The sequence below is a fragment of the Pseudomonas sp. PDM22 genome (genome assembly GCF_014851965.1).
Taxonomy (GTDB): domain Bacteria; phylum Pseudomonadota; class Gammaproteobacteria; order Pseudomonadales; family Pseudomonadaceae; genus Pseudomonas.
Map to the genome: position 1 here is coordinate 540,498 of NZ_JACVAR010000004.1, position 26,530 is coordinate 567,027.

Here is a 26,530-nt window from a genome sequence, read left to right on the forward strand (position 1 = left end):
AACATCCACGATGGGGACAAGAGTTATGGGTAAGAATGTCGTAGTCCTGGGCACCCAGTGGGGTGATGAGGGCAAAGGCAAGATCGTCGACCTGCTGACCGACCAGGCTGCTGCCGTGGTGCGTTACCAGGGCGGCCACAACGCTGGTCATACCCTGGTGGTCGCTGGCGAGAAGACCGTACTGCACCTGATTCCGTCGGGCATCCTGCGCGAAGGCGTGCAGTGTCTGATCGGTAATGGCGTGGTGCTGGCACCCGACGCGCTGATGCGCGAGATCGCCAAGCTGGAAGAAAAGGGCGTACCGGTGCGCGAGCGCCTGCGCATCAGCCCGTCCTGCCCGCTGATCCTGTCCTTCCACGTGGCCCTGGACCAGGCTCGCGAGAAGGCCCGTGGCGACGCGAAGATCGGCACCACCGGTCGCGGCATCGGCCCGGCTTACGAAGACAAAGTGGCCCGTCGCGGCCTGCGCGTGGGCGACCTGTTCCACCGTGAGCGTTTCGCCGCCAAGCTGGGTGAGGTTCTGGACTACCACAACTTCGTCCTGCAGCACTATTACAAGGAGCCGGCCGTCGATTTCCAGAAGACTCTGGACGAGTGCATGGCCTACGCCGAAGAACTGAAGCCGCTGATGGCCGACGTGACCTCGACCCTGCACGACCTGCGCCGCGCCAACGAGAACATCATGTTCGAAGGTGCCCAGGGTTCGCTGCTGGACATCGACCACGGCACCTACCCGTTCGTCACCAGTTCCAACACCACCGCTGGCGGCACCGCCACCGGTTCGGGCTTCGGTCCGCTGTACCTGGACTATATCCTGGGTATCACCAAGGCCTACACCACTCGCGTGGGTTCCGGCCCGTTCCCGACCGAGCTGTTCGATGACGTTGGTGCACGCCTGGCCAAGGTCGGTCACGAGTTCGGCGCCACCACCGGCCGTGCCCGTCGTTGCGGCTGGTTCGATGCCGTCATCCTGCGTCGCGCCATCGAGATCAACAGCCTGTCCGGCCTGTGCCTGACCAAGCTGGACGTCCTCGACGGCCTGGAAGTCGTGCGCATCTGCACCGGCTACAAGAACGCCGCCGGCGAACTGCTGACCGACGCGCCAACCGACGCCGACAGCTACATCGGCCTGCAGCCGATCTACGAAGACCTGCCGGGCTGGAGCGAATCCACCGTCGGTGTTCAGACCCTGGAAGGCCTGCCGGCCAATGCGCGTGCTTACATCAAGCGCATCGAGGAGCTGGTCGGTGCGCCCATCGACATCATCTCTACCGGCCCGGACCGCGCCGAGACCATCGTCCTGCGCCATCCGTTCGGCTGATCCTCAGCTGCACACTACAACGGGCCGCTCATGCGGCCCGTTGTCGTTTCCGGGGTTTGGTTTTTCGCAGCGGCACGCGCTTTGCTGGTGAAACGGATTGGCGCCTTCCGCGCCAGACATCCGTTACGTCCGGAGGAAGCCCGCCGTGTCCGCCGTCCTGTCTTTATTGCGCAGTCGCTTGCTGCGCCCCGCTTTCATCGCCCTGGGAGTCGCGCTGCTGGTGCAGCTGGCGATTGCCCTCTGGCTTACCCGTAGCACCGTCGATGGTCTGGTCAGCGACCTGGGGGCGCACCTGGGTAACGAATCGCAACGCCTGGCCGGCGAGCTGGAGCAGGCCGGCAAGGAAGTGACTTCCGGGCTGAACGATCTTTCCGCGCGCACTCGCGAGCGTCTGGGCTCTGCGCTCTCTGCGCGGCTGGAGGAAGAGCAGGGCCAGTTGCGTGAGGGGCTGGAGCAGAACCTGCGCCAGTCCGCCACGGAATTGGCGCAGCTGCTCGCCGCCGTGGCGCCCAAGGCCATGTGGGACAACGACGTGCCGGTGCTCTCCGACTATGCCCGGCGCGCCCAGGCCAACCCCAATGTGCTCTTTGTGGTCTACGACGATCCGCAGGGCCAGCACCTGACCCGCTACCTCAATCGAGAGGATGTGCGGGTGCAGGCGCTGCTGGAGAAGGGCAAGGGCGAGCGCGCCCTGGACAAGGTGCTGGAGGCGGCAAGCCACGACAGCTCGGTGTTTCTCGTCGAGGCGCCGATCAGTCCCAATGGCGTGGTCATCGGTACGCTGCGTCTGGGCGTTTCCACTGATGCCATCGAGAAGCAGATCGCCGCACTGGACCAGCGCTTCTCCGCCCTGGTCGCCAGTGGCGATCAGCTCGTGGGCGACAGCCTTGCAGGCGCTGCGGCGGACAGCACCAGGGCGCTTACCGCGCGTCTGCAATCGGCGAAGCAGGCGGCGGACGGCATGAGTCAGGGGGCGAAGGCTTCCATCGAAGAGGCGGCGGGAGCGCTGCGCTGGCGTATCGGCATGGGGCTGCTGCTGGTAGGGCTTGGTGTATTGCTCTGCCTGGCTGTCGTGCTCGGTCGGCGTGTGGTGAATCGCCTGCGCTTGCTGATCGATGCGCTGAATGACCTGGCGGCCGGGGAGGGTGACCTGACTCGGCGCGTGCGCCTGGATAGTCGTGACGAGCTGGGTGAGATGGCGACGGCGGTGAACCGCTTCGTCGATAAGCTCCAGCCCATCGTGCGTGAGGCGGGGCAGGTGGCGCAGCAGACCGGCAGTGAAATCGCCGCGCTGGCCAGTCGCAGCGCCAGTGCCGAGGCGGCGGCGGACCGGCAGCGCAATGAGGTGGCCGGTAGCCTGGAGGCGCTCTCGGGCATGGCGGCGGAGGCGGAAATGGAGAGCCGCTCCATGCAGGCGGCGTTGGCGCGGATCGGCGAGATCCGCAAGGCGGCGCAGGACAATGCGGCCATCGCTCGCAAGGTGGGTGGCCTGATCGAAACCCTGGAATCCCGCGTGCAGAATGGCGCCGGCGTGATCGAGCGCCTGGCGCGGCAGAGCGAGCAGATCGAAGTGGTGCTCTCGGTAATCCATGGCATCGCCGAGCAGACGAATCTTTTGGCGTTGAACGCGGCCATCGAGGCGGCGCGTGCTGGCGAGAGTGGGCGCGGGTTCGCCGTGGTGGCGGACGAGGTGCGTGCATTGGCCAGCAAGACCCAGCAATCCACGGGTGATATCCAGTCGCACATCGGGGCGTTGCAGGAGGGGGCGCGCGAGGCGGTATCCGCTATCGGGCAGGCTCGCGAGCAGGCGGTGCAGGGTTTGGCTGCGCTGCAGGACAGCGAGCGCCTGCAGCGCGAAGTGCAGAGCGCGGTGGAGGAGGTGCACGGCGCCATCGAGGCGGCGACTCATTCGGCGCAACAGCAGGCGGCCGGCGCCGCGGCGGTGCGTGGGCGGGTCGAGGTGATCCATGCCGAGGCGAGTCGCGCGGCGGAAGCGGTGAGTGCGACGGCCAGCAGCGGGCGGGTGCTCGATGGCTTGGCCGGTCAGCTGCGCGCCAGTCTGGGGCAGTTCAAGGCTTGAGGTTGGTAGACCTCGCCGGGCGTTCGCGCCTGGCGAGGTAAAAGACGGAAAGCCGAAAACAAAAAAGCCGAGCTATGCTCGGCTTTTTCGTTTGAAGATGGTGCCCAGGAGAAGACTCGAACTTCCACGGTGTTGCCACCGCTAGGACCTGAACCTAGTGCGTCTACCAATTCCGCCACCTGGGCATGCTTTTCAGCATGGGGTGCGATGATCGCTCATCGTCTTGCGGTGATGCAACCCTTGGTTGCATCTGACGGTCTATTGTTCGGTTATCAGGGTTCCGAACCCGCCTGATAAAGCCTGTCAGAGACTGACTTTATCCTTGAATAAGTGGTGCCCAGGAGAAGACTCGAACTTCCACGGTGTTGCCACCGCTAGGACCTGAACCTAGTGCGTCTACCAATTCCGCCACCTGGGCACTGGAGTCGATGATTACTCATCGTTTCCGTGTTACAACATCTGTCTGACGCTGTGGGCGCGAACTATACGGAGAGCGTTTTCGCTTGTAAACCCCTGATGCGATAAAAAATTTATTCTTGCCCGAAGCTGACCGACGGGCGGGTTTCGCGCTTCAATAAGCACATGGCGATCCATATCCCTATATATAAGGTGACCGCACTTTAATGGCCGATTGGCAAAACCTCGATCCCGAGGCCGCCCGCGAGGCGGAAAAATACGACAACCCCATCCCCAGCCGTGAACTCATCCTGGCGCACCTCGCCGAGCGCGGCGCCCCCGCGACGCGGTCCCAGTTGATGGACGAGCTCGGCCTCTCCGGCGAAGAGCCCGAAGAAGCACTGCGCCGCCGGTTGCGCGCCATGGAGCGCGACGGCCAGCTTATCTATACCCGCCGTGGCGCCTATGCGCCGGTGGACAAGCTCGACCTGATCCTCGGCCGTATCGCCGGCCACCGCGACGGCTTCGGCTTCCTGATCCCCGATGACGGCAGCGACGACCTGTTCCTCAGCCCGACGCAGATGCGCCTGGTGTTCGACGGCGACCGCGCCCTGGCGCGCGTGTCGGGCTTCGACCGCCGTGGTCGCCGCGAAGGCGCGATAGTAGAAGTGGTCGAGCGCGCCCACGAGACCATCGTTGGCCGCTATTTCGACGAGAGCGGCATCGGCACGGTCGTGGCGGACAACCCGAAGATCCAGCAGGAAGTGCTGATCCCGCCGGGCAAGGCTGGCAAGGCCAAGCACAATCAGTTCGTCCAGGTGCGCATCGACGTCTGGCCGAGCGTGCATCGCCAAGCCCAGGGCGAAGTGGTGGAAGTGCTCGGCGACTACATGGCGCCGGGCATGGAAATCGAAGTCGCCCTGCGCAGCTACGACATTCCCCACACCTGGCCGGAGGCCGTGGAGAAGGAAGCCGCCAAGCTCAAGCCCGAAGTGCTGGAGAAGGACAAGGAGAAGCGCGTCGACCTGCGCGCCCTGCCTTTCGTCACCATCGACGGCGAGGACGCCCGCGACTTCGACGACGCGGTCTACGCCGAGAAGCGCAAGGGTGGCGGCTGGAAGCTGTTCGTCGCCATCGCCGACGTCTCTCATTATGTGAAGGTCGGTTCGGCCCTGGATGAAGAGGCGGCCAAGCGCGGCAACTCGGTGTACTTCCCCGAGCGCGTGATCCCGATGCTGCCGGAGATTCTTTCCAACGGCCTGTGCTCCCTGAATCCGCTGGTCGATCGTCTGGCCATGGTCTGCGAGATGAATCTCTCCAAGGCCGGCAAGATGACCGACTACCAGTTCTACGAGGCGGTCATCCATTCCCATGCGCGCCTGACCTACACCAAGGTCAGTCAGTACCTGGAAACCCCGGACAGCCCCGAAGGCCAGCGCCTGAAGGAACAGCTGCCGGCGGTGGTGCCGCACCTCAATACCCTTTATGACCTGTACAAGGTCCTCGTCGGCGCGCGTCACGTGCGTGGCGCGATCGATTTCGAGACCCAGGAAACCCGCATCGTCTTCGGCGCGGACCGCAAGATCTCGGAAATCCGCCCGACCCAGCGCAACGATGCGCACAAGCTGATCGAGGAATGCATGCTGGCGGCCAACGTCGCCACCGCCAAGTTCCTCGAGAAGCACGCCATCCCGGCGCTGTACCGCGTCCACGACGGCCCGCCGCAGGAAAAGCTGAACAACCTGCGCCAGTTCCTCGGCGAACTGGGCCTGACGCTCTATCGCGGCAAGGGCGACCCGACCCCGGCGGACTACCAGAAGCTGCTGGAGTCCATCCAGGGCCGCCCGGACCTGCAACTGATCCAGACCGTGATGCTGCGCTCCTTGAGCCAGGCGGTGTACAGCCCCGAGAACGCCGGCCACTTCGGCCTGAACTACGAGGCCTACACCCACTTCACCTCGCCGATCCGCCGTTACCCGGACCTGCTGACCCACCGCGCCATCCGTGGCCTGATCCGCTCCAAGGCGGCTTCCGAGCACGTGCAACGCGTTGGCGCCGCCAGCATGCCGAAAGCGCGCATCTATCCGTACGACGAAGCCCGTCTGGCCCAACTGGGCGAGCAGTGTTCGTTGACCGAGCGCCGCGCCGACGAGGCGACCCGTGACGTCACCAACTGGCTGAAGTGCGAGTTCATGCGCGAGCGCGTGGGCGAGACCTTCCCCGGCGTGATCACTGCGGTGACTGGCTTCGGCATCTTCGTCGAGCTGAGCGACATCTATGTGGAAGGCCTGGTGCATGTCACTGCACTGCCCGGCGACTACTACCACTTCGATGCCGTGCATCATCGCCTGAGTGGCGAGCGCACCGGCCGCAGCTTCCGTCTTGGCGATACCGTCGAGGTAGTCGTCGCGCGTGTCGACCTGGACGAGCGCAAGATCGACTTCGAGCTCTCCGACAACGTGCTCAGCGCGCCCATCGGCCGCAAGAAGCGTGGCGAGAAGGCCGAACCGGTCGCCAAGGGTAAAGCGGCCAAGGGCCGGGCGCCCAAGGCTGTGGCGGCGAAAGACAAACCGGCGCGGGCTCCGCGTGCGGTGGCGGACGATCCGTACCTCGCGCCGGATGTTGCCGTGCAGCCGCGCAAGCGCAAGGTCGGCGTGGTCCAGGCGCTGCCGTCGGTAGCCCCTGAAATGCTCGCCAAGGCCGACGAAATGCTCGGCAATACCGATGTGCGCAAGAGTCGCGAAGTGAAGAAGGCGCTGCTCGAAGAGGCCAAGGTTGGCGGCAACAAGCCGGCGGCCGGTAAAGGCAAGGGCGCCCCCGCTGCGGGCAAGCCGCGCAATCCTTCGAAACAGAAAGCCCGGTCCGCCAAGTCCTCCAAGCACCGCAAGGGCTCTGCTGCGCCCAAGGCGGGAGCCACTGGCGGCGCGCCGGCCAGCAAGCGTAAGGCGAAGAAATGAGTCAATGGGAACAGGTCTACGGAGTCCATGCCGTAGAAGCGCTGCTGCGCCATCACCCGAAACGGGTCAAGCAGCTGTGGCTGGCCGAAGGCCGTCAGGACCCGCGCGTGCAGGCGCTGGTCGAGCTGGCCGGGCAGGCGCGCGTGCCGGTGGGCACGCGCGACCGCAAGGAGCTGGATGAGTGGGCCGAGGGCGTACACCAGGGCGTGGTCGCCGAGGTCAGCCCGAGCCAGGTGTGGGGCGAGAACATGCTGGAGGAGCTGCTGGAGCGCTCCGCCGGCCCGGCGCTGCTGCTGGTGCTGGACGGCGTGACCGACCCGCACAACCTCGGCGCCTGCCTGCGCACCGCCGATGCGGCGGGTGCGCTGGCGGTGATCGTGCCGAAGGACAAGTCCGCCACCCTCAACGCCACCGTGCGTAAAGTGGCCTGCGGCGCAGCCGAAGTCATCCCGCTGGTGGCCGTGACCAACCTCGCGCGCACCCTAGAGAAGCTCCAGCAGCGCGGCCTGTGGATCGTCGGCACTGCCGGCGAGGCGACCCAGATGCTCTATGAACTCGACCTCACCGGGCCGACCGTGCTGGTGATGGGCGCCGAGGGCAAGGGCATGCGCCGTCTGACCCGCGATCACTGTGACTACCTGGCCAAGCTGCCGATGCAGGGCAGCGTCAGCAGCCTGAACGTCTCGGTGGCTACCGGTGTGTGCCTGTTCGAGATCGTCCGCCAGCGCCAGCTCAAGACAGGCGCCTGACGTCCCCACGCGAGGCGGCCCCTGCCGCCTCGCGCTGTTCAAAGTTTCACCAGTTTTCCTTGCGCCCCCCGGCGCGCTTCTCTAGAATGTCGGCCCTTGTCGTCCGGGCAGGCGTTCGCGCGTGCTTCCGAGCGGCAAGGAAAAAATCATTCACTCCTTGTCTGACCGCTTTGTCGGCAGGCTGCAATCCGTAAGGAGCATTTATGCGTCATTACGAAATCGTGTTCCTGGTTCACCCGGACCAGAGCGAACAAGTCGGTGGCATGGTCGAGCGTTACACCAAGGCCATCGAAGAAGACGGCGGCAAAGTCCACCGTCTGGAAGACTGGGGCCGTCGTCAGCTGGCTTACGCCATCAACAACGTGCACAAGGCTCACTACGTTCTGATGAACGTCGAGTGCACCGCCAAGGCCCTGGCAGAAATGGAAGACAACTTCCGTTACAACGACGCCGTGATCCGTAACATGGTCATCCGTCGCGACGAAGCCGTTACCGGCCAGTCCGAAATGCTGAAGGCCGAAGAGAGCCGCAACGAGCGCCGCGAGCGCCGTGAGCGTCCCGAATCGAACGAGGGCGAGTCCGCTGACGGCGAAGATAGCCGCGACAGCGCTGACGAGTAATCCCGGACCAGTATTGAGGAGCCACACACATGGCACGTTTCTTCCGTCGTCGTAAGTTCTGCCGTTTCACCGCTGAAGGCGTGAAAGAGATCGATTACAAGGATCTCAACACCCTGAAGGCCTACGTTTCCGAAACCGGCAAGATCGTTCCGAGCCGTATCACCGGCACCAAGGCCAAGTACCAGCGTCAGCTGGCGACCGCTATCAAGCGCGCCCGCTACCTGGCCCTGCTTCCCTACACCGACAGCCACGGCCGTTGATCGGGCAGTCGACTGGAATTGATGGATAGATCGCATGCGCGCATTGGCTGAATTTGTCATGCGAGGCCGCATGCAGGCGACCCTGGTGGTCGTCGCAGCCGCGGTACTGCAGCCTTTGTTCTGGCTCGGTGCCGCAGCAGGCAGTCTGGTGCTGTTGCGCCGTGGTCCCAGCGATGCCTTTGGCATCCTGGCCTGGGCGCTGCTTCCGGCACTGGCCTGGTGGTACCTGGGTGACCCCAGCGTGAGTCTGGTTCTGGTGGGTAGTGCCGTGCTGGCGCAGGTTCTGCGCAGCAAGGTGTCCTGGAATCAGGTGATGCTGGCGAGCGTTGTGCTCGGTGCGGTGTTCGTGCTGCTGCTCAGCACGGTGTCGGCCGGGTTGGTCGCAGGTCTGGCCGATGCATTCGGCAAGGCCCTGCCGCAGGTTCTGGCCGAAGCCAAGCTTTCGCCGGAACAGATGGCCGCCCTGCAGGCGGAGATGGTCCCGACCATCACCGGCCTGATGGCAGCCTCGCTGCAGACGATCAGCCTGTTGTGCCTGATGCTGGCGCGTTATTGGCAAGCAGTACTGTTCAACCCGGAAGGGTTTGGCCGCGAGTTCCGCGCACTGCGCTTGTCGCCGGGCACGGCTTTGGCGCTGCTGGTCGGCGTTGTGGCTCTGCCCTTCGCAGGTCCCGCGGCCACCATGCTGGCGCCGCTGTGCATGATCCCGCTGCTGTTCGCCGGGATCGCACTGGGGCACGGCCTGGCCGCGCTGAAGAAGCTTCCGGGCTTCTGGCTGGCACCGCTGTACCTGCTGGTATTCGTACTGGGCAATGTGATCTGTCTTGTCGCCGTAGTCGACAGTCTGTTTGATTTTCGCGGTCGCCTGGCCAAGCGCCAGAAAGCTGCGAACGGTGAAGGTTAAAAGTTAAGAGGTAAGACTCAAATGGAAGTCATCCTGCTGGAAAAGATCGCCAAACTGGGCAACCTGGGCGACAAGCTGAACGTAAAGGGCGGTTACGCTCGTAACTACCTGCTGCCGCAGGGCAAAGCCACCGCTGCCACCGCTGCCAACGTCGCTGCTTTCGAAGAGCGCCGTGCAGAGCTGGAAAAAGCCGCTGCTGAGAAAAAAGCTGCTGCTGAAGCTCGTGCTGCCCAACTGGCCGAACTGATCGTGACCATCGGCGCCCACGCTGGCGACGAAGGCAAGCTGTTCGGTTCGATCGGCACCCGCGACATCGCCGACGCCGTTTCGGCTGCCGGCTACCCGCTGGAAAAGAGCGAAGTTCGCCTGCCCGACGGCGCCCTGCGCGCTGTAGGCGAATACAACATCGAAGTGCAACTGCACATGGATGTTGATGCAACCCTGCACGTGGTTGTAGTCGCCGAGTAAGCGATCCGTCGCTAGGACGATTCACACGGCTTGCCTGGGTGAATCAGTCCAATAACAATGGGCACGGTACCGATCCTCGGTCCGTGCCCTTTGTTTTTCCGCCGTTTCACACAACACGAAGAGCCCATGAACGACATCACCATCCCCGAGCAATACGACCTGCAGACCGCTTCCCTCAAGGTGCCGCCGCACTCGATCGAAGCCGAACAGGCGGTGCTGGGTGGCCTGATGCTCGACAACAATGCATGGGAGCGCGTCTCCGACGCCGTGTCCGATGGCGACTTCTACCGCCATGACCATCGTCTGATCTTCCGCGCCGTCTACAAGCTCGCCGAAGCCAACCAGCCGATCGACGTGGTGACCCTGTCCGAGATGCTCGAGCGCGAAGGGCAGCTGTCCCAGGTGGGCGGCCTCGCGTACCTCGCCGAGCTTGCGAAGAACACGCCCTCGGTAGCGAACATCAAGGCCTACGCGAACATCATCCGCGAGCGCGCCACGTTGCGGCAGCTGATCGGCATCAGCAGCGATATCGCCGACAGTGCCTTCAACCCCGAGGGGCGCAGCGCCAACGAAGTGCTCGACGAAGCCGAGCGGCGGATCTTCGAGATCGCCGAAGCGCGCCCCAAGACCGGCGGCCCGGTGGGCATCGGCGACATCCTGGTCAAGACCATCGACCGCATCGACCACCTGTTCAACACCTCGGATGCGCTGACCGGTATCACCACCGGCTTCACCGACCTCGACGAGAAGACCAGTGGCCTGCAGCCGTCCGACCTGATCATCGTTGCCGGCCGTCCGTCGATGGGCAAGACCACCTTCGCCATGAACCTGGTGGAGAACGCCCTGATGCGCAGCGACAAGGCGATCCTGGTGTACTCCCTGGAGATGCCCTCCGATTCCATCGTGATGCGTATGCTCGCCTCGCTCGGCCGCATCGACCAGACCAAGGTGCGTACCGGCAAGCTGGACGACGAGGATTGGCCGCGCCTGACCTCGGCGGTGAACCTGCTCAGCGACCGCAAGCTGTTCATCGATGACACCGCCGGCATCTCGCCCTCGGAAATGCGTGCGCGTACTCGCCGCCTCTCCCGCGAGCACGGCGAGATCGGCATGATCATGGTCGACTACCTGCAGCTGATGCAGATCCCCGGTTCCGCTGGCGACAACCGGACCAACGAGATTTCCGAGATTTCCCGCTCGCTGAAGGCGCTGGCGAAGGAATTCAACTGCCCGGTGGTAGCGCTCTCCCAGCTCAACCGCTCGCTGGAACAGCGCCCCAACAAGCGCCCGGTGAACTCCGACCTGCGTGAATCCGGAGCGATCGAGCAGGACGCCGACGTGATCATGTTCGTCTACCGCGACGAGGTGTATCACCCCGAGACCGAGTTCAAGGGCGTCGCCGAGATCATCCTCGGCAAGCAGCGTAACGGCCCCATCGGCACCGTGCGGGTGGCCTTCCTCGGTCGCTACAGCCGCTTCGAGAACCTCGCCCCCGGCATGTACAACTTCGAAGACGAGTAACGATGCCGCATTCCGCGTGACCGACGGGCGCCTTAAGATAGGCGCCCGTTTTCATTGCAGAGACAGCCATGCGCCCGCTCGTCGCCCACGTCGATCTAGCCGCCATTCGCCACAACTACGCCGTCGCCAAGCGCTGCGCGCCCGGGCGTGAAGCCTTCGCGGTGGTCAAGGCGAATGCCTACGGGCATGGCGCGCGGGAGGTGGTGAGCTGCCTGCACGACGAGGCCGACGGCTTTGCGGTGGCCTGCCTGGAAGAGGCCGCCGAGGTGCGCGCGCTACACGCCGGCGCCCGCATTCTGCTGCTGGAGGGCTGCTTCGAGCCCTCGGAATACCTGATCGCCGCCCAGCTACGCCTGGACGTGGCGGTGCAAGGCCCCGAGCAGGCCCAGGCATTGCTCGCCGCGCAGTTGCCCAGCGCGCTCAATGTGTGGATGAAGCTGGATACCGGCATGCACCGCCTGGGCTTCTCGCCCGAAGAGCTGCGCGACTGGCATCCGCACCTGCGCCAGGTGCCGCAGGTGGCCGAGCTGAACCTGATGAGCCACTTCGCCAACGCCGACCTGCGCGGCGACGAGCTGACCGAAGATCAGTTGGCCTGCTTCCTCAGTGTGCTGGACCTGGATTTCGACCTGCGCTCGCTGGCCAACTCCGCCGCGGTGCTGACCATTCCCGCCGCGCACATGGACTGGATTCGCCCCGGCATCATGCTCTACGGCGCCACGCCCTTCGCCGATATCGGTGCTGCCGAGCTGGGCCTGCGCCCGGCCATGAGCCTCGAGGCGCAGCTGATTGCCGTGCGCGAAGTGGCGGTCGGTGAGAGTGTTGGTTACGGGGCAACCTGGGTGGCCGAGCGGCCTTCGCGCATCGGCACCGTGAGCTGCGGGTATGCCGATGGTTATCCGCGCCACGCGCCGAGCGGTACGCCGGTGCTGGTGGATGGCCAGCGCACGGTGCTGGCCGGGCGCGTGTCCATGGACATGCTGGCGGTGGACCTGACCGACCTGCCCAATGCCGCCGTGGGCGACCGCGTCGAGCTGTGGGGCGCCAACCTGCCAGTGGATGAAGTGGCGGCCCACGCCGGGACCATCGGCTACGAGCTGCTGACCAAGGTCACTGCTCGCGTGCCGCGCCGCTACCGCAACTGATCAGGCGCGGTCTTCGCTCTCCAGCCATTCGCTTTCCAGCCATTCTTTTTCCGGCCAGAGCTCGCTGGTTTCGCCAGCGGCTTCGCTGGCCATGGCATAGGCCGCGCGTCCGTTGCCCTTCACTTCGTAGAGCGCCTGGTCGGCGGCCTTGTAGAGCTTGCTGAACTGCATCGCATGGCTGGGGTAGATGGCCACGCCGATGCTCGGCGTGACGCGCAGTTCCAGCGTTTCGAACCTCACCGGGCGCGCCAGTTCGTTGAGGATGCGGCAGGCGATCTCCTTGGCGTGGCTCTCGGCATCCGGGCCGGAGATCAGCGCCGCGAATTCGTCGCCGCCCAGGCGCGCCACGCAGTCGCTGCCGCGCACGCACTGGCGCAGGCGATTGCCGACGTTCTGCAGCATGAAGTCCCCGGCGTCATGGCCGTAGCTGTCGTTGATCGGCTTGAAGTGGTCCAGGTCGATCAGCATCAGCGCCAGTGTCTCGCCGTTCTGCTGGGCGCTGGCCAGGGCGTGTTCGGCGTGCTCCACCAGGTAGCGGCGGTTCGGCAGGCCGGTCAGCGGGTCGTAGTGCGCGGCGTGCTGCAGCTGTACTTCACGCTCGCGCAGCAGTTGGTTGCTCTGGGTGAGTTCGGCGGTGCGCTCGGCCACGGCGGTCGCCAGGTCCTGCTGGGCGCTTTGCATCAGCGTCAGGCGCGCGCTTTTCTCCCGGTCGGCCTGTTCCAGCGCCTGGGCGCGCTCGCGCTTGAGGCCCTGGATGCGCGAGGTGAGGGCGAAGGAAAACAGCACCGACTCCATGGCCACGGCAATGGGGAAGATGTACGAGGTCAGCGGCGAAGGTTGCACCACGCCGGTGGCGCGCATCACTGAAATGCTCACGCTGGTCAGCACCAGGCCGAAGCCGAGCAGGTAGAGGAACGCCGGGAACGAGCCCTGGCGCCAGCGCACCAGGGCGCCGCCGAGCGCCGCCGGTACGCCGATCAGGGTGATCGCCACCAGCATCCAGCCGGCCACGCCACGCAGGTGCAGGGCGCCGAGGACGATGGTCAGCACATACAGCGCGCAGTTCAGGTTCAGCAGCCAGTGCGACCAGCGCACATGACGGCGGGTCTGCAGCAGGGTGATGGTGAAGCGATGCACGCACAGGCCCCAGAGCGAGGGCAGGGTGATGCGGTCCAGCCACCAGGGCACCGGGTGGTCCGGCCAGAAGTACTCGAAGCCGTGCCCGCTCATCCCCAGGCTGAACAGCAGCGCGCTGGCGGTGGTCAGCACGTACCAGAAGTACGCCGGGTCGCGCAGGGTCAGCAGGATGAACAGGTTGTACAGCAGCAGCGCGGCGATCAGGCCGTAGATGAAACCGAGAAACAGGCTGGTATCGGCGCGATGGTCCTGCAGGTCGTTCAGCGACCAGATGCGCAGCGGGAAGGAGTTGCCCGCCGGGTCGTAGACGCGGGCGTAGAGGCGCACCGGACCGCTGCCTTCGGGCAGATGGAAGACCGGGCGGCGGTAGTCGCGGTCGCGGCCCTGGGCGAAGGGCACGGCCTCACCGGACAGCGTTTCCCGGTAGACGCCCCGTTCGTCGGGTACGTAGAGACGAAAATCCTTGAGGTTGACCGCGTCCACTTCCAGCCACCAGCCGCCCTGCGGGGTGGTGCGGCGGTCGAGGTCCAGGCGCAGCCACCAGCCGTCCGGGCTCTGGCCGACACTGGTGCGGCCGTTGGCGGGCACGAAGTCGCGGCTGGCCTGCACGGCTTCCAGCGACAGCGGGCCATCACGTTCCTGCAGCAGTTCGAGGTGATCGTTGAGCCAGGCGCCGCTGGCCTTGTCGTCCAGTTCGAAGGCTAGCGCCGTGTGGCAGAACAGCAGGGTAAGCAACAGCACGAAGGCACGACGCACGACAGGTACTCCCTGGCCTGGGAGGGGTGGCCAGGCTGACTGCGGATAGTGGCTGGAGTATAGCCAGATGATGGCACTTGCAATCTACCGTGCGCCGGCTAAATCCCAGTTAAATCTGAGCTCACTGGTCGGGTGTTGTACACTTTTTGTGCTATATTCCGCGCCCGCGTTTTTCCGCGATACCTACTTAGAGATACCCCGGTGCCCGTGATGCAAGCCGCCAAGCCGTTGTTCGACTATCCCAAGTTCTGGGCCGAGTGTTTCGGCCCGGCGCCGTTCCTGCCCATGAGCAAGGAAGAGATGGATCAGCTGGGTTGGGATTCCTGCGACATCATCATCGTCACCGGGGATGCCTACGTTGACCATCCGTCGTTCGGCATGGCCATCATCGGCCGTCTGCTGGAGGCCCAGGGCTTCCGCGTGGGCATCATTGCCCAGCCGGACTGGCGCTCGAAAGACGACTTCATGAAGCTCGGCCAGCCGAACCTGTTCTTCGGCGTGGCGGCAGGCAACATGGACTCGATGATCAACCGCTACACCGCGGACAAGAAGATCCGCAGCGATGATGCCTATACGCCGGGCGGCCTGGCCGGCAAGCGCCCTGATCGCGCCAGCCTGGTCTACAGCCAGCGCTGCAAGGAGGCCTACAGCGAGACCCCGGTGATCCTCGGCGGCATCGAGGCTTCGCTGCGCCGCATCGCCCACTACGACTACTGGCAGGACAAGGTGCGTCGCTCCATCCTGATGGACGCCACCGCCGACATCCTGCTGTACGGCAACGCCGAACGCGCCGTGGTCGAAATCGCCCAGCGCCTGGCCGCCGGGGAGCAGGTCGAGCAGATCACCGACGTGCGCGGCACCGCCTTCGTGCGCCGCGACACCCCCGAAGGTTGGTTCGAGGTGGACTCCACCCGCATCGACCGACCGGGCAAGGTCGACAAGATCATCAACCCGTACGTGAACACCCAGGACACCGCCGCCTGCGCCATCGAGCAGGAGAAGGGCGAGCAGGAAGACCCGAACGAAGCCAAGGTCGTGCAGCTGCTGGCACACCCGCGCCTGGAGCGCGATCGCACGGTGATCCGCCTGCCATCGTTCGAGAAGGTGCGCAGCGACGCGGTGCTCTATGCCCACGCCAACCGCGTGCTGCACCTGGAGACCAACCCGGGCAACGCCCGCGCCCTGGTGCAGAAGCATGGCGAGGTGGACGTGTGGTTCAACCCGCCGCCCATCCCGATGAGCACCGAGGAAATGGACTACGTGTTCGGCATGCCCTATGCGCGCGTGCCGCACCCGCTGTACGGCAAGGAGAAGATCCCGGCCTACGAGATGATCCGTTTCTCGGTGAACATCATGCGGGGCTGCTTCGGTGGCTGCACCTTCTGCTCGATCACCGAGCACGAGGGGCGGATCATCCAGAACCGCTCCCACGAATCGATCCTCGCCGAGATCGAGGAGATGCGTAAGGTGCCGGGCTTCACCGGTGTGGTCTCCGACCTCGGCGGCCCGACTGCCAACATGTACCGCATCGCCTGCAAGGACCCGGAGATCGAGCGTCACTGCCGCAAGCCGTCCTGCGTGTGGCCGGGCATCTGCGAGAACCTCAACACCGACCACTCCTCGCTCATCGAGCTGTACCGCAAGGCCCGCGCCCTGCCGGGCGTGAAGAAGATCCTGATCGCCTCCGGCCTGCGTTACGACCTCGCCGTGCAGTCGCCCGAGTACGTCAAGGAACTGGTGACGCACCACGTCGGCGGCTACCTGAAGATCGCCCCGGAGCACACCGAGGAAGGCCCGCTGTCGAAGATGATGAAGCCGGGCATCGGCACCTACGACACCTTCAAGCGCATGTTCGAGAAGTTCTCCAAGGAGGCGGGCAAGGAGCAGTACCTGATCCCGTACTTCATCGCCGCGCACCCGGGCACCACCGACGAGGACATGATGAACCTCGCCCTGTGGCTCAAGCGCAACGGCTTCCGCGCGGACCAGGTGCAGGCGTTCTATCCCTCGCCCATGGCCAGCGCGACCGCCATGTACCACTCGGGCAAGAACCCGCTGCGCAAGGTCACCTACAAGAGCGACAGCGTGACCATCGTCAAGAGCGACCAGCAGCGCCGCCTGCACAAGGCCTTCCTGCGCTACCACGACCCGAAGGGCTGGCCGATGTTGCGCGAAGCGCTGGAGCGCATGGGCCGCGCGGACCTGATCGGCAACGGCAAGCACCATCTGATCCCGACCTACCAGCCGCAGACCGACGAGTACCAGAGCGCGCGCCGCAAGAACTCCACCCCGGCCGGCAGCAAGAAGGCCGGCCAGCCGCTGCTGACCCAGCACACCGGCCTGCCGCCGCGCGCCAGCAATGGCTCCAAGCCGTGGAACAAGACCGAGGAAGGCAAGGCCACCGGCTACGCCAAGGGCAAGAAACGCACCACCAAGCGGCAGCCGAATATCCCGCGCTGATCCGTCTGCCCGTGCTGTGAAAAAAGGCGTGCCCGCTATGCGGTCACGCCTTTTTGCTGGAAGAAGCTCACGTAAGCCTTGTCCACCTTGAGAATGTGGTGGATCAGCCAGGCCTTGAGCAGCTCCAGCGCCTCGACCGAGACCGCCTCGCCATCCTCATGACGGTACAGCAGGTCGATGATCTGCCGGTTGAAGCGGTCGTGCTCGGCGCGGTGCGCTTCCTCGTCCGGGTAGCCCAGGCGCTGGAACAACACCTCCTCGACGATGAAGTGGTTCATCGTGTACTCCACCAGTTGCTCCAGCAGCTCGCCGATGGGCTGGCCCTCGCCGTCGGCGCCGTTGAGGCTGTCGTACAGCGCGTTGGTGAGGTCGACCAGCCAGCGGTGCTGTTCATCGATCCGCTCGATTCCGATCACGAACTCGTCGTTCCAGGGCATGAAGCTCATCCGTGTACTCCTTGGGGTGGAAGCGCAGATCATCCCGATCCGCCACCACGAAACCGTGACGCCAATCAATCAAAGTGCGATGTGTCTGAAGGGCTGGCGTGGCGCGGGATGTAGGAGTATTCTCCGGATCAGTTGGTACGATAGTTCCACATCATAAGAACAAGACCGGAGCCCGCCATGCGTCTCGCCACTCTCTCCCTTCTCGCATTCTCCGTTGCCCTGGCCGCCTGCGGCGAAGGCGACAAGCCTACCGCCGCCGTCAGCAGCGACTTCCAGAAGGACTTGCAGGCCCGCCTGATCAAGGCCAAGGCTGGCGATGTCATCGACATTCCCGCCGGCACCTACCACCTGGACCGCAGCCTCAGCCTGAAAGTGGACGGCGTGACTATCCGCGGCGCCGGGATGGACAAGACCATCTTGAGCTTCAAGAACCAGAAGGCCGGCGCCGAAGGGCTGTTCGTCGACGCCTCCGACTTCACCCTGGAGAATCTCGCCATCGAGGACACCAAGGGCGACGGCCTGAAGGTCATCGGCGGCAAGAACATCGTCATCCGCAACATCCGCACCGAGTGGACCAACGGCGCCTCCACCGAGAATGGCGGCTACGGCATCTACCCGGTGCAGACCGAGAACACCCTGCTCGAAGGCAACGTCGCCATCGGCGCCTCCGACTCGGGCATCTACGTCGGCCAGTCGCGTAACGTGGTAGTGCGCAACAACCGCGCCGAGCGCAACGTCGCCGGCATCGAGATCGAGAACACCATCGGCGCCGACGTCTACAACAACGTCGCCACCGACAACACCGGCGGCATCCTCGTCTTCAACATGCCCAACCTGCAGCAGCCGGGGCGCGGCACCCGTGTCTTCGACAACGACGTGCAGGGCAACAACCACGAGAACTTCGGCCACAAGGGCACGCCGGTGGCCAGCGTGCCGGCGGGCTCGGGCGTGGTGGTGAATTCCAACGACGACGTGGAGATCTTCAACAACAAGATCGGCAACCACAAAACCGCCAACGTCATCATCAGCAGCTACTTCAGCACCAACTATTCGGAGAAGGCCACCCAGCCGAACTTCGACCCCTATCCCGAGGGCATCTTCATCCACGGCAACACCTTCGGCCCCGGTGGCGACAGCCCCGACCACCTGGAGCTGAAAGCGCTCAAGGTCGCCAAGTTCGGCCTCACCGGGCGCCTGCCGGACATCCTCTGGGACGGCTACTTCAACGAGAAGAAACTGGTCGACGGCAAGCTGCCCGAAGCCCTGGCCATCTGCATCGACAACGGCAGCGCCGGCATCGTCAACGTCGACGGCCCCAACGGCTACAAGAACATCAGCACCGACATCAGCTCGCACCAGTGCAAGCTCAAGCCGCTGCCGAAGATCGAGCAGGCCGGCCTGGGTGAAAAGGGCAACAAGGCATGATGAAACCCGCTTCGTTCCTGTTGTCGCTCGCCCTGGCCACCTTGGTGGCCGGGTGCGGGCAGGAGAGCAAGCCGCGTTACCAGCCCGAAGGCGACGACTACCCGGAAAAGCTCAGCGGCTGGGGCATGCTGCACCTGGCGGACGGCCACCTGGCGCCGGCCGCCGAGGTGCTGCCCTATGACCTGAACACCTCGCTGTTCACCGACTACGCACACAAACTGCGCACCGTATGGATGCCCGAAGGACAGTCGGCGCAGTACGCCGAGGACCGCTTCGACTACCCCGTCGGTACCGTCCTGACCAAGACCTTCTATTACCCCAAGGACGCCCAGGGCAACCTGCTGCAGAACAGCCAGGATGACCGTGATCCGAAGGCCGGACTCGACATGGCCAAGGTTCATCTGGTGGAGACCCGCGTGCTGGTGCGGCAGAAGGACGGCTGGGCGGCGCTGCCCTACGTGTGGAATGCCGAGCAGAGCGAAGCGACCCTGGAGGTCGCTGGCGACAGCCCGGCGCTGGAGCTGACCGCCGAGGACGGCAAGAAGATCGCCTTCACCTATATGGTGCCGGACGCCAACCAGTGCTCCGAATGCCACGCCGAGCAGAAGGGCGGCGGCATCGCCCCGCTGGGGCCCAAGGCGCGGCACCTGAACAAGGACTTCGCCTACGCCGAAGGCAGCGACAACCAGTTGCAGCACTGGCAGGCGCGCGGCTTCCTCAAGGGCCTGCCGGCGCTGGCGCAAGTGCCGCAGAACGCGCTGTGGGGGCATCCGCGCCCCGGTGAAGACCTGGAGAAACAGGCGCGCAGCTACCTCGACGCCAACTGCTCGCACTGCCACAACCCCAAGGGCGCGGCGCGCACTTCGGGCCTCTACCTCGACCCGCACACGCCGGTCTCCATCGCCTACGGCATCTGCAAACCGCCTGTGGCAGCGGGCGGCGGCACGGGCGGGCGGCTGGAAGACATCCACCCCGGCAGCCCGGAGAAGTCCGTGCTCAGCTACCGGGTCGGCAGCGACAAGCCGGGCGACATGATGCCCGAGCTGGGTCGTATCCTGGTGCACCGCGAGGGGCTGGAAATGCTCAATCGCTGGATCGCCTCGCTGCCCGGCGACTGCTAGTGCAATAGCGCCCGGAGCCCGCCAGGGCTCTGGGCTGCGCGCTGCGACGAGCAAACGGCTGGGGCCGTGCTAGCGTTCATCTGGTCCCTTTCTCTCGCAGGTGCGCTTCCATGGAAGATACGAACATCATCAATGTGGGTACGGAGAAGATCAACGCACTGTGGGCGACGGTTTCGCAGTACGCGCTCGCATTCGGTGTGAAGATCATCGTCGCCATCCTCTTCTGGGTACTCGGCCGCTGGCTGATCGGCTTCGCCGTCGGGTTGGTGGAGAAGGCCCTGGCCAGGCAGAGCGTCGATCCGACGGTGCTGCGCTACGTCGGCTCCTTCATCACCGTCACCCTGAACATCCTTCTGGTCGTCGGCATCCTCGGCTACTTCGGCGTGCAGACCACCAGCCTCGCCGCACTGATCGCCGCCATCGGCCTGGCCATCGGCATGGCCTGGTCGGGCCTGCTGGCGAACCTCGCGGCCGGTGGCTTCATCATTGTGCTGCGGCCGTTCAAGGTCGGCGACTTCGTCTCCGCCGGCGGCGTGACCGGCACTGTGAAGGAGATCGGCCTGTTCGCCACCGCCATCAACACCCCGGACAACGTCCTGACCCTGGTGGGCAACAACAAGATCTTCAGCGACACCATCCAGAACTTCAGCCACAACACCTTCCGCCGCGTGGAGCTCAAGGCGCAGCTCTCCGGCGCCGCCGACTATGCAGCTGCTGTCGCGGTGCTCAAACAGCGCATCGCGGCGATCCCGAATGTGCTGACCGACCCGCCGGTGGATGTGGAAATCCTCGAGTTCAACCTCGTCGGCCCGGTGCTGGCAGTGCGTCCGTACTGCCACAACGACAACTACTGGCAGGTCTACTTCGACACCAACCGCACCATCAAGGAAGCCCTGGGCACCGACTTCCCGGCACCGATGCCGGCGCAGACGGTGATCGTGCAGCAGTCGGCGAACAGCTGACGGCTCCTGCACCTGCAAGGGCCACCGCAAGGTGGCCTTTTCTTTTCCCAGCGAGAATCCCGGCGCGAACAACCTCGCCGGGACCGATGGCTCCCCGGCACGGATGAGTGGCGCGGTACTTCGGACGCCTTCCTAGCTGCACGCCTGATCCTCTCCGGCTGGCGGACTTTTCCCGTCGATCTCCCAGCAAATGTCTGGCTGACCGCCCCGCGCTCTGCCTTGCACCCTTGAAGCTCACTCCTCGGCGGCAAGGTGATCGACATGGCTGGCGGCAAGCGCAGCGAAGGATTCACCCTGGTGGAAGTGCTGGTCTCGGTGCTTGTCCTCGGGATTGGACTGCTGGGGCTGGCGGGTCTGCAGAACGTCGCTATTCGCGCCGGCTACAGCGCGCTGCAACATTCCCAGGCGTCCTGGCTGGCCAGCGAGATGGCCGACCTGCTGCGCGCCAATCCTGACGCCGCCCGCGCGGGCGCCTACGACACGAACTTCCTCGACGTGGCCGCCGGATGCCCGAAAAGCGCTGGCTCGACGCGGGCGCAACTCGATCTCGGCCAGTGGCAGGCTGATGTCTGCGAGACGCTCCGTGGATCGGGTAGCGGTTCCGTGCAGGTGGTCCACAGCGGTGACCAGTACAGCGTGGTGATCGCCGTACGCTGGGACGACCGAGGGGCGCGCGAGCGTCTGGGGGAGGCTGGCAATGCCTGGGAAACCTTCACTTACCGGGCAGGCCTCTGACATGCGCCAGCGCGGACTTTCGCTGGTCGAGCTGCTGGTGGCCATGGCGCTCGGGCTGCTGCTCCTGGCGGGCGTCATCCAGGTCGTCCTCGGCAACAAGCGCAGCTATCAGAGCAGCGTCGCGCTGGCCGAGCTGCAGGAGACTGGCCGCTTCGCGCTGGAGGCCATTGCGCGGGACCTGCGCAATGCCGGGTTCTCAGGCGCCTGCGCGAGCGGACTGGTCAACACCGCTGGTGCGGAAGGGGCAAAGTACGCGATCGATGCCTCGGCAATCGAAGGGTTCGGAGCCGGGATGTCGGCTCCGGCCTGGATGCCCTCCGAGCGCTTGGCCAACACCGATGCGGTGTTGCTGCGTTATGCATCCGAGCCTGTTCTCGAGGCTCGCTCGATCAGCGGCAACCGGCTGTTCCTGGCTTCTTCGGGTGCAGTTTCCGGGGCCTTCTATCTGCTCAACGATCAGCAGTCCTGCCTGCTGCTGCGCAATGCCGGGAACGCGGCGAGCCTGTTGGCGGATCGTTCGCTGGAGCACTTCCTGGCTGCGGCGACGCGGGTCTATCGATACCGCTATGTCATCTACTCGATCCGCCGGAACGATGATGGGACGCCGGGGTTGTTCGTGACGGACAACAGCCAGACCTCAAGCAAATCGAACACCGAAGAACTGGTGAACGGCGTCGCCGGCATGAGCCTGCGCTACGGCGTGGCGGGAGTGGGCAGCGAAGTGGTGGCGGCCTACAAGGCGGCGCGGGAAATGACGGCCAGCGACTGGCGTCGGGTGCGCACGGTACGCATCAGCCTGCTGCTGCAGAGTCAGACCCGTGAGGTCGACGAGGCACCCAAGGCGCTGCAGTTCGACGGCCGCACCCTCCCGCCGAACGCGGAGCGAAGGCTGCGGCTGGTGATGAGCAGCACCATCGCGCTACGCAATCCCTCGCCGTGAACGGGGGCTCGTCGATGCGCCATGAGTTCGAGCGCGGGGCGGTGCTGCTGGTCTCGCTGGTCATGTTGTTGCTGCTCACCCTTATCGGCCTGGCGAGCATGCGCATGGTGCAGTTGGAAGAACGCATGGCCGGCAACCTGCGTGACCGGCAGATGGCCTTCCAGGCAGCAGAAGCGGCGCTGCGCGCGGGCGAAGCGGCTGCACTGGAGCGCTATCGGCACGACGGCCCCCTGGCCTCTGTCGAGGCTGCCGAAGGAGTGGCTGGCGGTTTTTCCGGCAGTGCGGTGCAGCCGGTTTATCGGCTGCGCTTCCTGCGCTGGCTGGCCTGCGAGGGGCTGGAAGTCGGCAAGGGCGGCGCGGCCAATGGTGTAGCCATCGAGGTGCGCGCCGAAGGCTTTGGTGCGCGTCGCCAGCCTTCGGGGGAGCCGGTTTCCAGCGTCCGGCTGAGCAGCATCTTTTTCATCCGTTAGCGCGCAGCAAGGAGGTGCTAGTGAGGCTCGGAAGACTCTGTTCCCTGATGCTGGGCGCCATGCTGGCGGGCGTACTGTCGGCTGCGCCGGTCAGTCAGGTGCCGCTGCAGGTCGCCAGTGGTGCTCCGGGCAATATCCTGTTGTTGCCATCTTCGGCCCACGGGGCGACGGCGGCGGCAGCCAATCCAAACCCGGTCTATGTCACCGGCGAGCAGTACTTCGGTTACTTCGACCCGGACAAGTGCTACGCCTACCGTGCTGGCAAAGACGAGACGGAGCGCTATTTCCAGCCCGTCGGCCCGGCGCTGGCCCATGTCTGCCGGCGGGCCTGGAGCGGCAACTTCCTCAACTGGGCGACGGCACAGGCCATCGATGTGTATCGCGCCGTGCTGACCGGCGGCGACCGCCTCATCGACAGTGCCGGACTGACGGTGTTGCAGAAGGGGCGGAATCTGCAACGGGACGGCGCCTTCCCGGATCGCCTTCTGCCTTTCGACAGCGTCGCGGGTGCCACGCCATTCTCCGGCGTAACGCTGTACCTGCGTGTTGCAGGAGAGGAACGCGGCCTTTTCCTGAGTCGCAGCCCGGACTTTCCCGGCGAGCCGCAGGAGCTGCCGCCCGCAGAGCCGCTTTTGCCTGCGACGACCTACCGGATCGCGGTGCGCGTACAGGTCTGCGTTGCCGGCCAGTTGGAGCGTAATTGCCGGCCTTATGGCGAGCATTCCAAGCCTGAGGGCGTACTGCAGGAATATGCCGGTCGCCTGCGCTTCAGCCTCTTCGGCCGGTCTGATCGCGAAACGGGAGTGGTGCTGCGCGCGCCGCAGAAATTCGTCGGGCCGTGGCTGGATGATGGACGGGATAACCCGCTGAAAGAGTGGTCGGCGCAGTCCGGAATCTTCATCGACCGGCCGGCTGGAGTGATCGCCGCTCTCAACCGTTTCGGCGAGTCCTCGTCGTTCCTGCCATTCGATGACCTGGGCGAGCTGCTCCAAGCCGCCACAGGCTACCTGCGCCATCAGGGAGATCATGCGGACCCGCTCACCTACGCCTGCCAGCGCAACGTCGTGCTCGGGATTGGCGGCGCGGGTGAGGGCGAGGCCGGCGTGAGTTTGCCGCGTCTTGGCGATCCAGCGATTGCCCAGGCGACGCAGCAGGTGACGGCCATGCAGGGCGGCGCAGGCTCCGCCGCTTCGCTCGCACTGGCAGGCCTGGCCTATGACGCCCATGTGCGCGATTTGCGCCCGGACCTCCCCGGCCGTCAGAGCGCTGCCACCTACTGGCTGGCGTCTTCCCGCGAAGTGGCCGGGCCGGGCAGCTCCCTGTGGCTGGCGACCCAGTACGGCGGCTTTGCCATCCCGCGCGGCTATGCCTTTGTGCGCGCATCCCCACTGCCGGAAAGCGCGTGGCAGGGCGTGGACGGCTGGCCGCTCAACCTGCTGAAACTCGCCGACCCTGACCCGCTGCGCGATGAACTGAAACAGGCGTTCGCCCAAGCAGCCGACGATGAGCCGAGGAGCACCGGCAACTTCAGTGCCGGCCAGAACCCCGGCGAGTGGTTCAGTACCCTGCTGGCCGAGCGGCGCTGGAGCGGCGACCTGCAACTATGGCGCGAAGGCGAGCGGCTGCCGCGGTGGTCGGCCGCCCGGAAGCTGGACGAGCAGAGCGAAGCGCAAGTGGCCGGACGGAACATTCTCACTGTGCGGCCCGCCGGGGCAGGGGCAGACGGATCGCTGATCGCGCGCGCAGGCATGCTCTTCGCCTGGAGTGCCCTGGATGACGAACAGCGCCGCAGGCTGGGGGGCGAGCAGGGCGAGTCGCTGGTCGACTACCTTCGCGGGTCGCGCCTGCAGGAACGGAGCGAGCCCCGCAGTGCGTTGCCTTTCCGCCTGCGCAGCAGCCGGCTGGGCGACATCGTTGGCTCGCGCCCGGTCTATTCCTGGCACGACCCGCAGCCTTACGGCGAGCTGCCCAATCCGCTGGGTACTGGCTACCGGGAGTTCCTTGCCAGCGAGCAATACCAGCAGCGTGCGCCGCTGGTGGCGGTGGGCGCGAATGACGGCATGCTGCATGGCTTCGATGCGCGCGATGGGCGTGAGTTGTTCGCCTATGTGCCGGCGGCGGTGCTGGGCCACCTTCGCGAGTTGGCCGACCCCGGCTATGCCCATCGCTTTTACGTCGATGGGTCGCCCATGGTGGGCAATGCCTGGATAGGCGGAGAGTGGCGAACTCTGTTGGTGGGCAGCACCGGAGCAGGCGGCAACGGCCTGTTCGCGCTGGACGTGACCGACCCAGAACACGTCCAGTCGAGCAGCGTGCTTTGGGAGTTCAGCCACCCCGACCTCGGCTACACGCTGGGGCGGCCAGCACTCATGGCGCTCGAATCGGGAAGGTTCGTCGTGGCGGTTTCCTCCGGCGCCAGGGACCCGGAATACCGTGGCGGGGACATCTGGCTGCTCGATGCCGCGGATGGTCGTGTGCTCAAGCGCATCCACCTGCCCGAGGCCGGTGACCTGGGGCCGGTGACGGCGATCAGCAGTGTGGGCGGGGTGACCGCCAACCGCCTCTATGTGGGCGACAGCCTCGGGAATCTCTGGCGTGTGGATCTGGCGGGCGATGCGGGTGGCGACTCGGCGATTCCATCGTCGCTGGCCGGCAAACCGTTGTTCCGGACGCTGGCGCCGGACGGGAATTCGCAGGCAATTACTGCGCCGGTGGCGGCAGCTCTGGACCGCAGTGGACAGGTGCGAGTGTTGCTCGGCACCGGGCGTTACTACCGTGTGGGTGACGACGAGCCCACGGCGAGGACTGAAAGCCTTTATGGCGTGCTCGACGACGGGCGGGCCTTGGTTGGGCGGTCAGACCTCCTGCCGGTGCCCGGAAAGGACGGTGGTCGTGGCTGGTATGTCGACCTGTCGGCCGATGGCTGGCGCGTGGTGGAGCAGCCGCAGGTTCGTGACGGCAGGCTGGTGTTGTTCAACCTGATCGCACCGGGAGAGGACCCCTGCAGCGATCCGCTCGCTCACGCTTGGGTCGTGCTGGATAGCGGCAGCGGCGAGCGGCTGGTGGGCGGTCTGCCGAGCGCCGTCATGGCGGGCAGCGACGCAGCGCAGCAGTCCAGCGGCGCGCTGCTGCAATCCGATCCGGCCAGTGGCCTGCACATCCTGGGTGTGGATCGCGATGGCCGTCCGCAGGGGCAGGCGCTGGATCTGCTCCGTGACTTCGGGCGCAAGGCCTGGTGGGAGTCTCGTTGAAATGACATCGCCGAACAAACGCGCCGGCGGTTTCACGCTGGTGGAGCTGCTGGTCTGCCTGGCCCTGATCGGCATCCTGCTGGGTATCGCCCTGCCGGCGTACCAGGATCATATCCAACGGGTGCGCCGGGTGGACGCGCAGAAGTCGCTGGTGGAGCTGGCGCAGTCGCTGGAGCGCTTCTACACCAGCCGCGGCACCTACGTCGGCGTAACGCTGCCGTTCGACCAGTCGCCACGCGATGCAGGGAAGGCCTTCTACCGCCTGAGTTTCGCCAGTGGTCCGGAGGAGTCGGGTTATGTCCTGCAGGCCGAGCCGCTCGGGGCGATGGCGGGGGATGCCTGCGGAGTGCTGACGCTGGCCAGCAGCGGGCTCCGTGGCGCGGCCACGGAGCGCTGCTGGTAGGCG

At 65.4% G+C, this 26,530-nt stretch carries 21 protein-coding genes, 2 tRNA genes and 1 pseudogene; 20 read left to right on the forward strand and 4 right to left on the reverse strand.

Features of this window, described 5'->3' with window-relative positions; genetic code table 11:
• Positions 1-25 precede the first annotated feature (25 nt).
• The 3 genes and pseudogenes from IB255_RS17380 to IB255_RS31290 all read left to right on the forward strand — a co-directional run bounded on the left by IB255_RS17380 (position 26) and on the right by IB255_RS31290 (position 3,401).
• Positions 26-1,321, forward strand: coding sequence for an adenylosuccinate synthase (locus IB255_RS17380; RefSeq protein WP_081515536.1), 1,296 nt, complete (start codon positions 26-28; stop codon positions 1,319-1,321).
• Positions 1,322-2,345: 1,024 nt separating this feature from the next.
• A pseudogene (locus IB255_RS31285) lies at positions 2,346-2,543 on the forward strand (HAMP domain-containing protein); the annotation flags it as partial.
• Positions 2,517-3,401 carry a methyl-accepting chemotaxis protein gene (locus IB255_RS31290; RefSeq protein ID WP_405307448.1) on the forward strand — a complete coding sequence of 295 codons (885 nt, stop codon included), beginning with the start codon at positions 2,517-2,519 and terminating at the stop codon, positions 3,399-3,401. The pseudogene IB255_RS31285 and the gene IB255_RS31290, both read left to right, overlap by 27 nt.
• A gap of 98 nt (positions 3,402-3,499) precedes the next feature.
• Here IB255_RS31290 and IB255_RS17390 read toward each other — a convergent pair.
• Together IB255_RS17390 and IB255_RS17395 are read right to left on the reverse strand one after the other, a co-directional pair.
• Positions 3,500-3,586, reverse strand: a tRNA-Leu gene (locus IB255_RS17390).
• A gap of 146 nt (positions 3,587-3,732) precedes the next feature.
• Positions 3,733-3,819: transfer RNA gene (locus IB255_RS17395), tRNA-Leu, on the reverse strand.
• A gap of 205 nt (positions 3,820-4,024) precedes the next feature.
• Here IB255_RS17395 and rnr point away from each other — a divergent pair.
• The 8 genes from rnr to alr all read left to right on the forward strand — a co-directional run bounded on the left by rnr (position 4,025) and on the right by alr (position 12,421).
• Positions 4,025-6,754 (forward strand): ribonuclease R, encoded by a 2,730-nt coding sequence (gene rnr / locus IB255_RS17400; RefSeq protein ID WP_081515538.1) that lies wholly within the window; start codon positions 4,025-4,027, stop codon positions 6,752-6,754.
• Positions 6,751-7,503: a 23S rRNA (guanosine(2251)-2'-O)-methyltransferase RlmB gene (rlmB, locus tag IB255_RS17405; protein ID WP_081515539.1), complete on the forward strand. Its 753-nt coding sequence runs from the start codon at positions 6,751-6,753 to the stop codon at positions 7,501-7,503. Before rnr ends, rlmB begins: the two co-directional genes overlap by 4 nt.
• Positions 7,504-7,706: 203 nt before the next feature.
• A complete protein-coding gene (gene rpsF, locus IB255_RS17410; protein ID WP_015479136.1) occupies positions 7,707-8,123 on the forward strand; it encodes a 30S ribosomal protein S6 in 417 nt (138 codons plus the stop codon).
• Between the two features lie 29 nt (positions 8,124-8,152).
• Positions 8,153-8,383: a 30S ribosomal protein S18 gene (gene rpsR, locus IB255_RS17415; protein WP_003095634.1), complete on the forward strand. Its 231-nt coding sequence runs from the start codon at positions 8,153-8,155 to the stop codon at positions 8,381-8,383.
• Between the two features lie 34 nt (positions 8,384-8,417).
• On the forward strand, positions 8,418-9,287 hold the full coding sequence (locus IB255_RS17420) for a hypothetical protein (protein ID WP_151188491.1): 870 nt from the start codon (positions 8,418-8,420) through the stop codon (positions 9,285-9,287).
• A gap of 21 nt (positions 9,288-9,308) precedes the next feature.
• Positions 9,309-9,755, forward strand: coding sequence for a 50S ribosomal protein L9 (gene rplI / locus IB255_RS17425; RefSeq protein ID WP_015479134.1), 447 nt, complete (start codon positions 9,309-9,311; stop codon positions 9,753-9,755).
• A gap of 126 nt (positions 9,756-9,881) precedes the next feature.
• Positions 9,882-11,276: a replicative DNA helicase gene (dnaB, locus tag IB255_RS17430; RefSeq protein ID WP_081515541.1), complete on the forward strand. Its 1,395-nt coding sequence runs from the start codon at positions 9,882-9,884 to the stop codon at positions 11,274-11,276.
• A 68-nt stretch (positions 11,277-11,344) separates the two neighbouring features.
• Positions 11,345-12,421, forward strand: coding sequence for an alanine racemase (gene alr / locus IB255_RS17435; protein ID WP_192210598.1), 1,077 nt, complete (start codon positions 11,345-11,347; stop codon positions 12,419-12,421).
• Here alr and IB255_RS17440 read toward each other — a convergent pair whose 3' ends face one another.
• The gene (locus IB255_RS17440; protein ID WP_081515543.1) at positions 12,422-14,314 is read right to left on the reverse strand and encodes a GGDEF domain-containing protein; all 1,893 of its coding nucleotides are present in this window, start codon (positions 14,312-14,314) and stop codon (positions 12,422-12,424) included. It abuts the gene before it with no gap.
• Between the two features lie 210 nt (positions 14,315-14,524).
• Between IB255_RS17440 and IB255_RS17445 the strand changes: the two genes are divergently transcribed.
• Positions 14,525-16,774: a YgiQ family radical SAM protein gene (locus tag IB255_RS17445; protein WP_192210599.1), complete on the forward strand. Its 2,250-nt coding sequence runs from the start codon at positions 14,525-14,527 to the stop codon at positions 16,772-16,774.
• Positions 16,775-16,809: 35 nt separating this feature from the next.
• On the opposite strand, the gene IB255_RS17450 is transcribed toward IB255_RS17445, so the two are convergent.
• Positions 16,810-17,220 (reverse strand): bacteriohemerythrin, encoded by a 411-nt coding sequence (locus IB255_RS17450; RefSeq protein ID WP_081515545.1) that lies wholly within the window; start codon positions 17,218-17,220, stop codon positions 16,810-16,812.
• 177 nt (positions 17,221-17,397) lie between these two features.
• On the opposite strand from IB255_RS17450, the gene IB255_RS17455 reads away from it, so the two are divergent.
• The 8 genes from IB255_RS17455 (at position 17,398) to IB255_RS30945 (ending at position 26,527) form a co-directional block, all read left to right on the forward strand.
• Positions 17,398-18,645 (forward strand): parallel beta-helix domain-containing protein, encoded by a 1,248-nt coding sequence (locus tag IB255_RS17455; RefSeq protein ID WP_081515546.1) that lies wholly within the window; start codon positions 17,398-17,400, stop codon positions 18,643-18,645.
• The gene (locus IB255_RS17460) at positions 18,642-19,766 is read left to right on the forward strand and encodes an SO2930 family diheme c-type cytochrome (RefSeq protein ID WP_412548122.1); all 1,125 of its coding nucleotides are present in this window, start codon (positions 18,642-18,644) and stop codon (positions 19,764-19,766) included. The genes IB255_RS17455 and IB255_RS17460 overlap by 4 nt, the downstream gene beginning before the upstream one ends.
• Positions 19,767-19,876: 110 nt before the next feature.
• On the forward strand, positions 19,877-20,728 hold the full coding sequence (locus IB255_RS17465) for a mechanosensitive ion channel family protein (protein WP_081515548.1): 852 nt from the start codon (positions 19,877-19,879) through the stop codon (positions 20,726-20,728).
• 261 nt (positions 20,729-20,989) lie between these two features.
• Entirely contained in the window at positions 20,990-21,463 is a 474-nt protein-coding gene (pilV, locus tag IB255_RS17470) for a type IV pilus modification protein PilV (protein WP_081515549.1), read from the forward strand.
• Between the two features lies 1 nt (position 21,464).
• Entirely contained in the window at positions 21,465-22,403 is a 939-nt protein-coding gene (locus tag IB255_RS17475) for a PilW family protein (RefSeq protein WP_168190455.1), read from the forward strand.
• A 14-nt stretch (positions 22,404-22,417) separates the two neighbouring features.
• The gene (locus IB255_RS17480) at positions 22,418-22,873 is read left to right on the forward strand and encodes a PilX N-terminal domain-containing pilus assembly protein (protein ID WP_081515550.1); all 456 of its coding nucleotides are present in this window, start codon (positions 22,418-22,420) and stop codon (positions 22,871-22,873) included.
• A 47-nt stretch (positions 22,874-22,920) separates the two neighbouring features.
• Positions 22,921-26,124, forward strand: coding sequence for a pilus assembly protein (locus IB255_RS17485; protein ID WP_192210601.1), 3,204 nt, complete (start codon positions 22,921-22,923; stop codon positions 26,122-26,124).
• A 1-nt stretch (position 26,125) separates the two neighbouring features.
• Positions 26,126-26,527, forward strand: coding sequence for a type IV pilin protein (locus IB255_RS30945; protein ID WP_081515552.1), 402 nt, complete (start codon positions 26,126-26,128; stop codon positions 26,525-26,527).
• Positions 26,528-26,530: the final 3 nt, after the last annotated feature.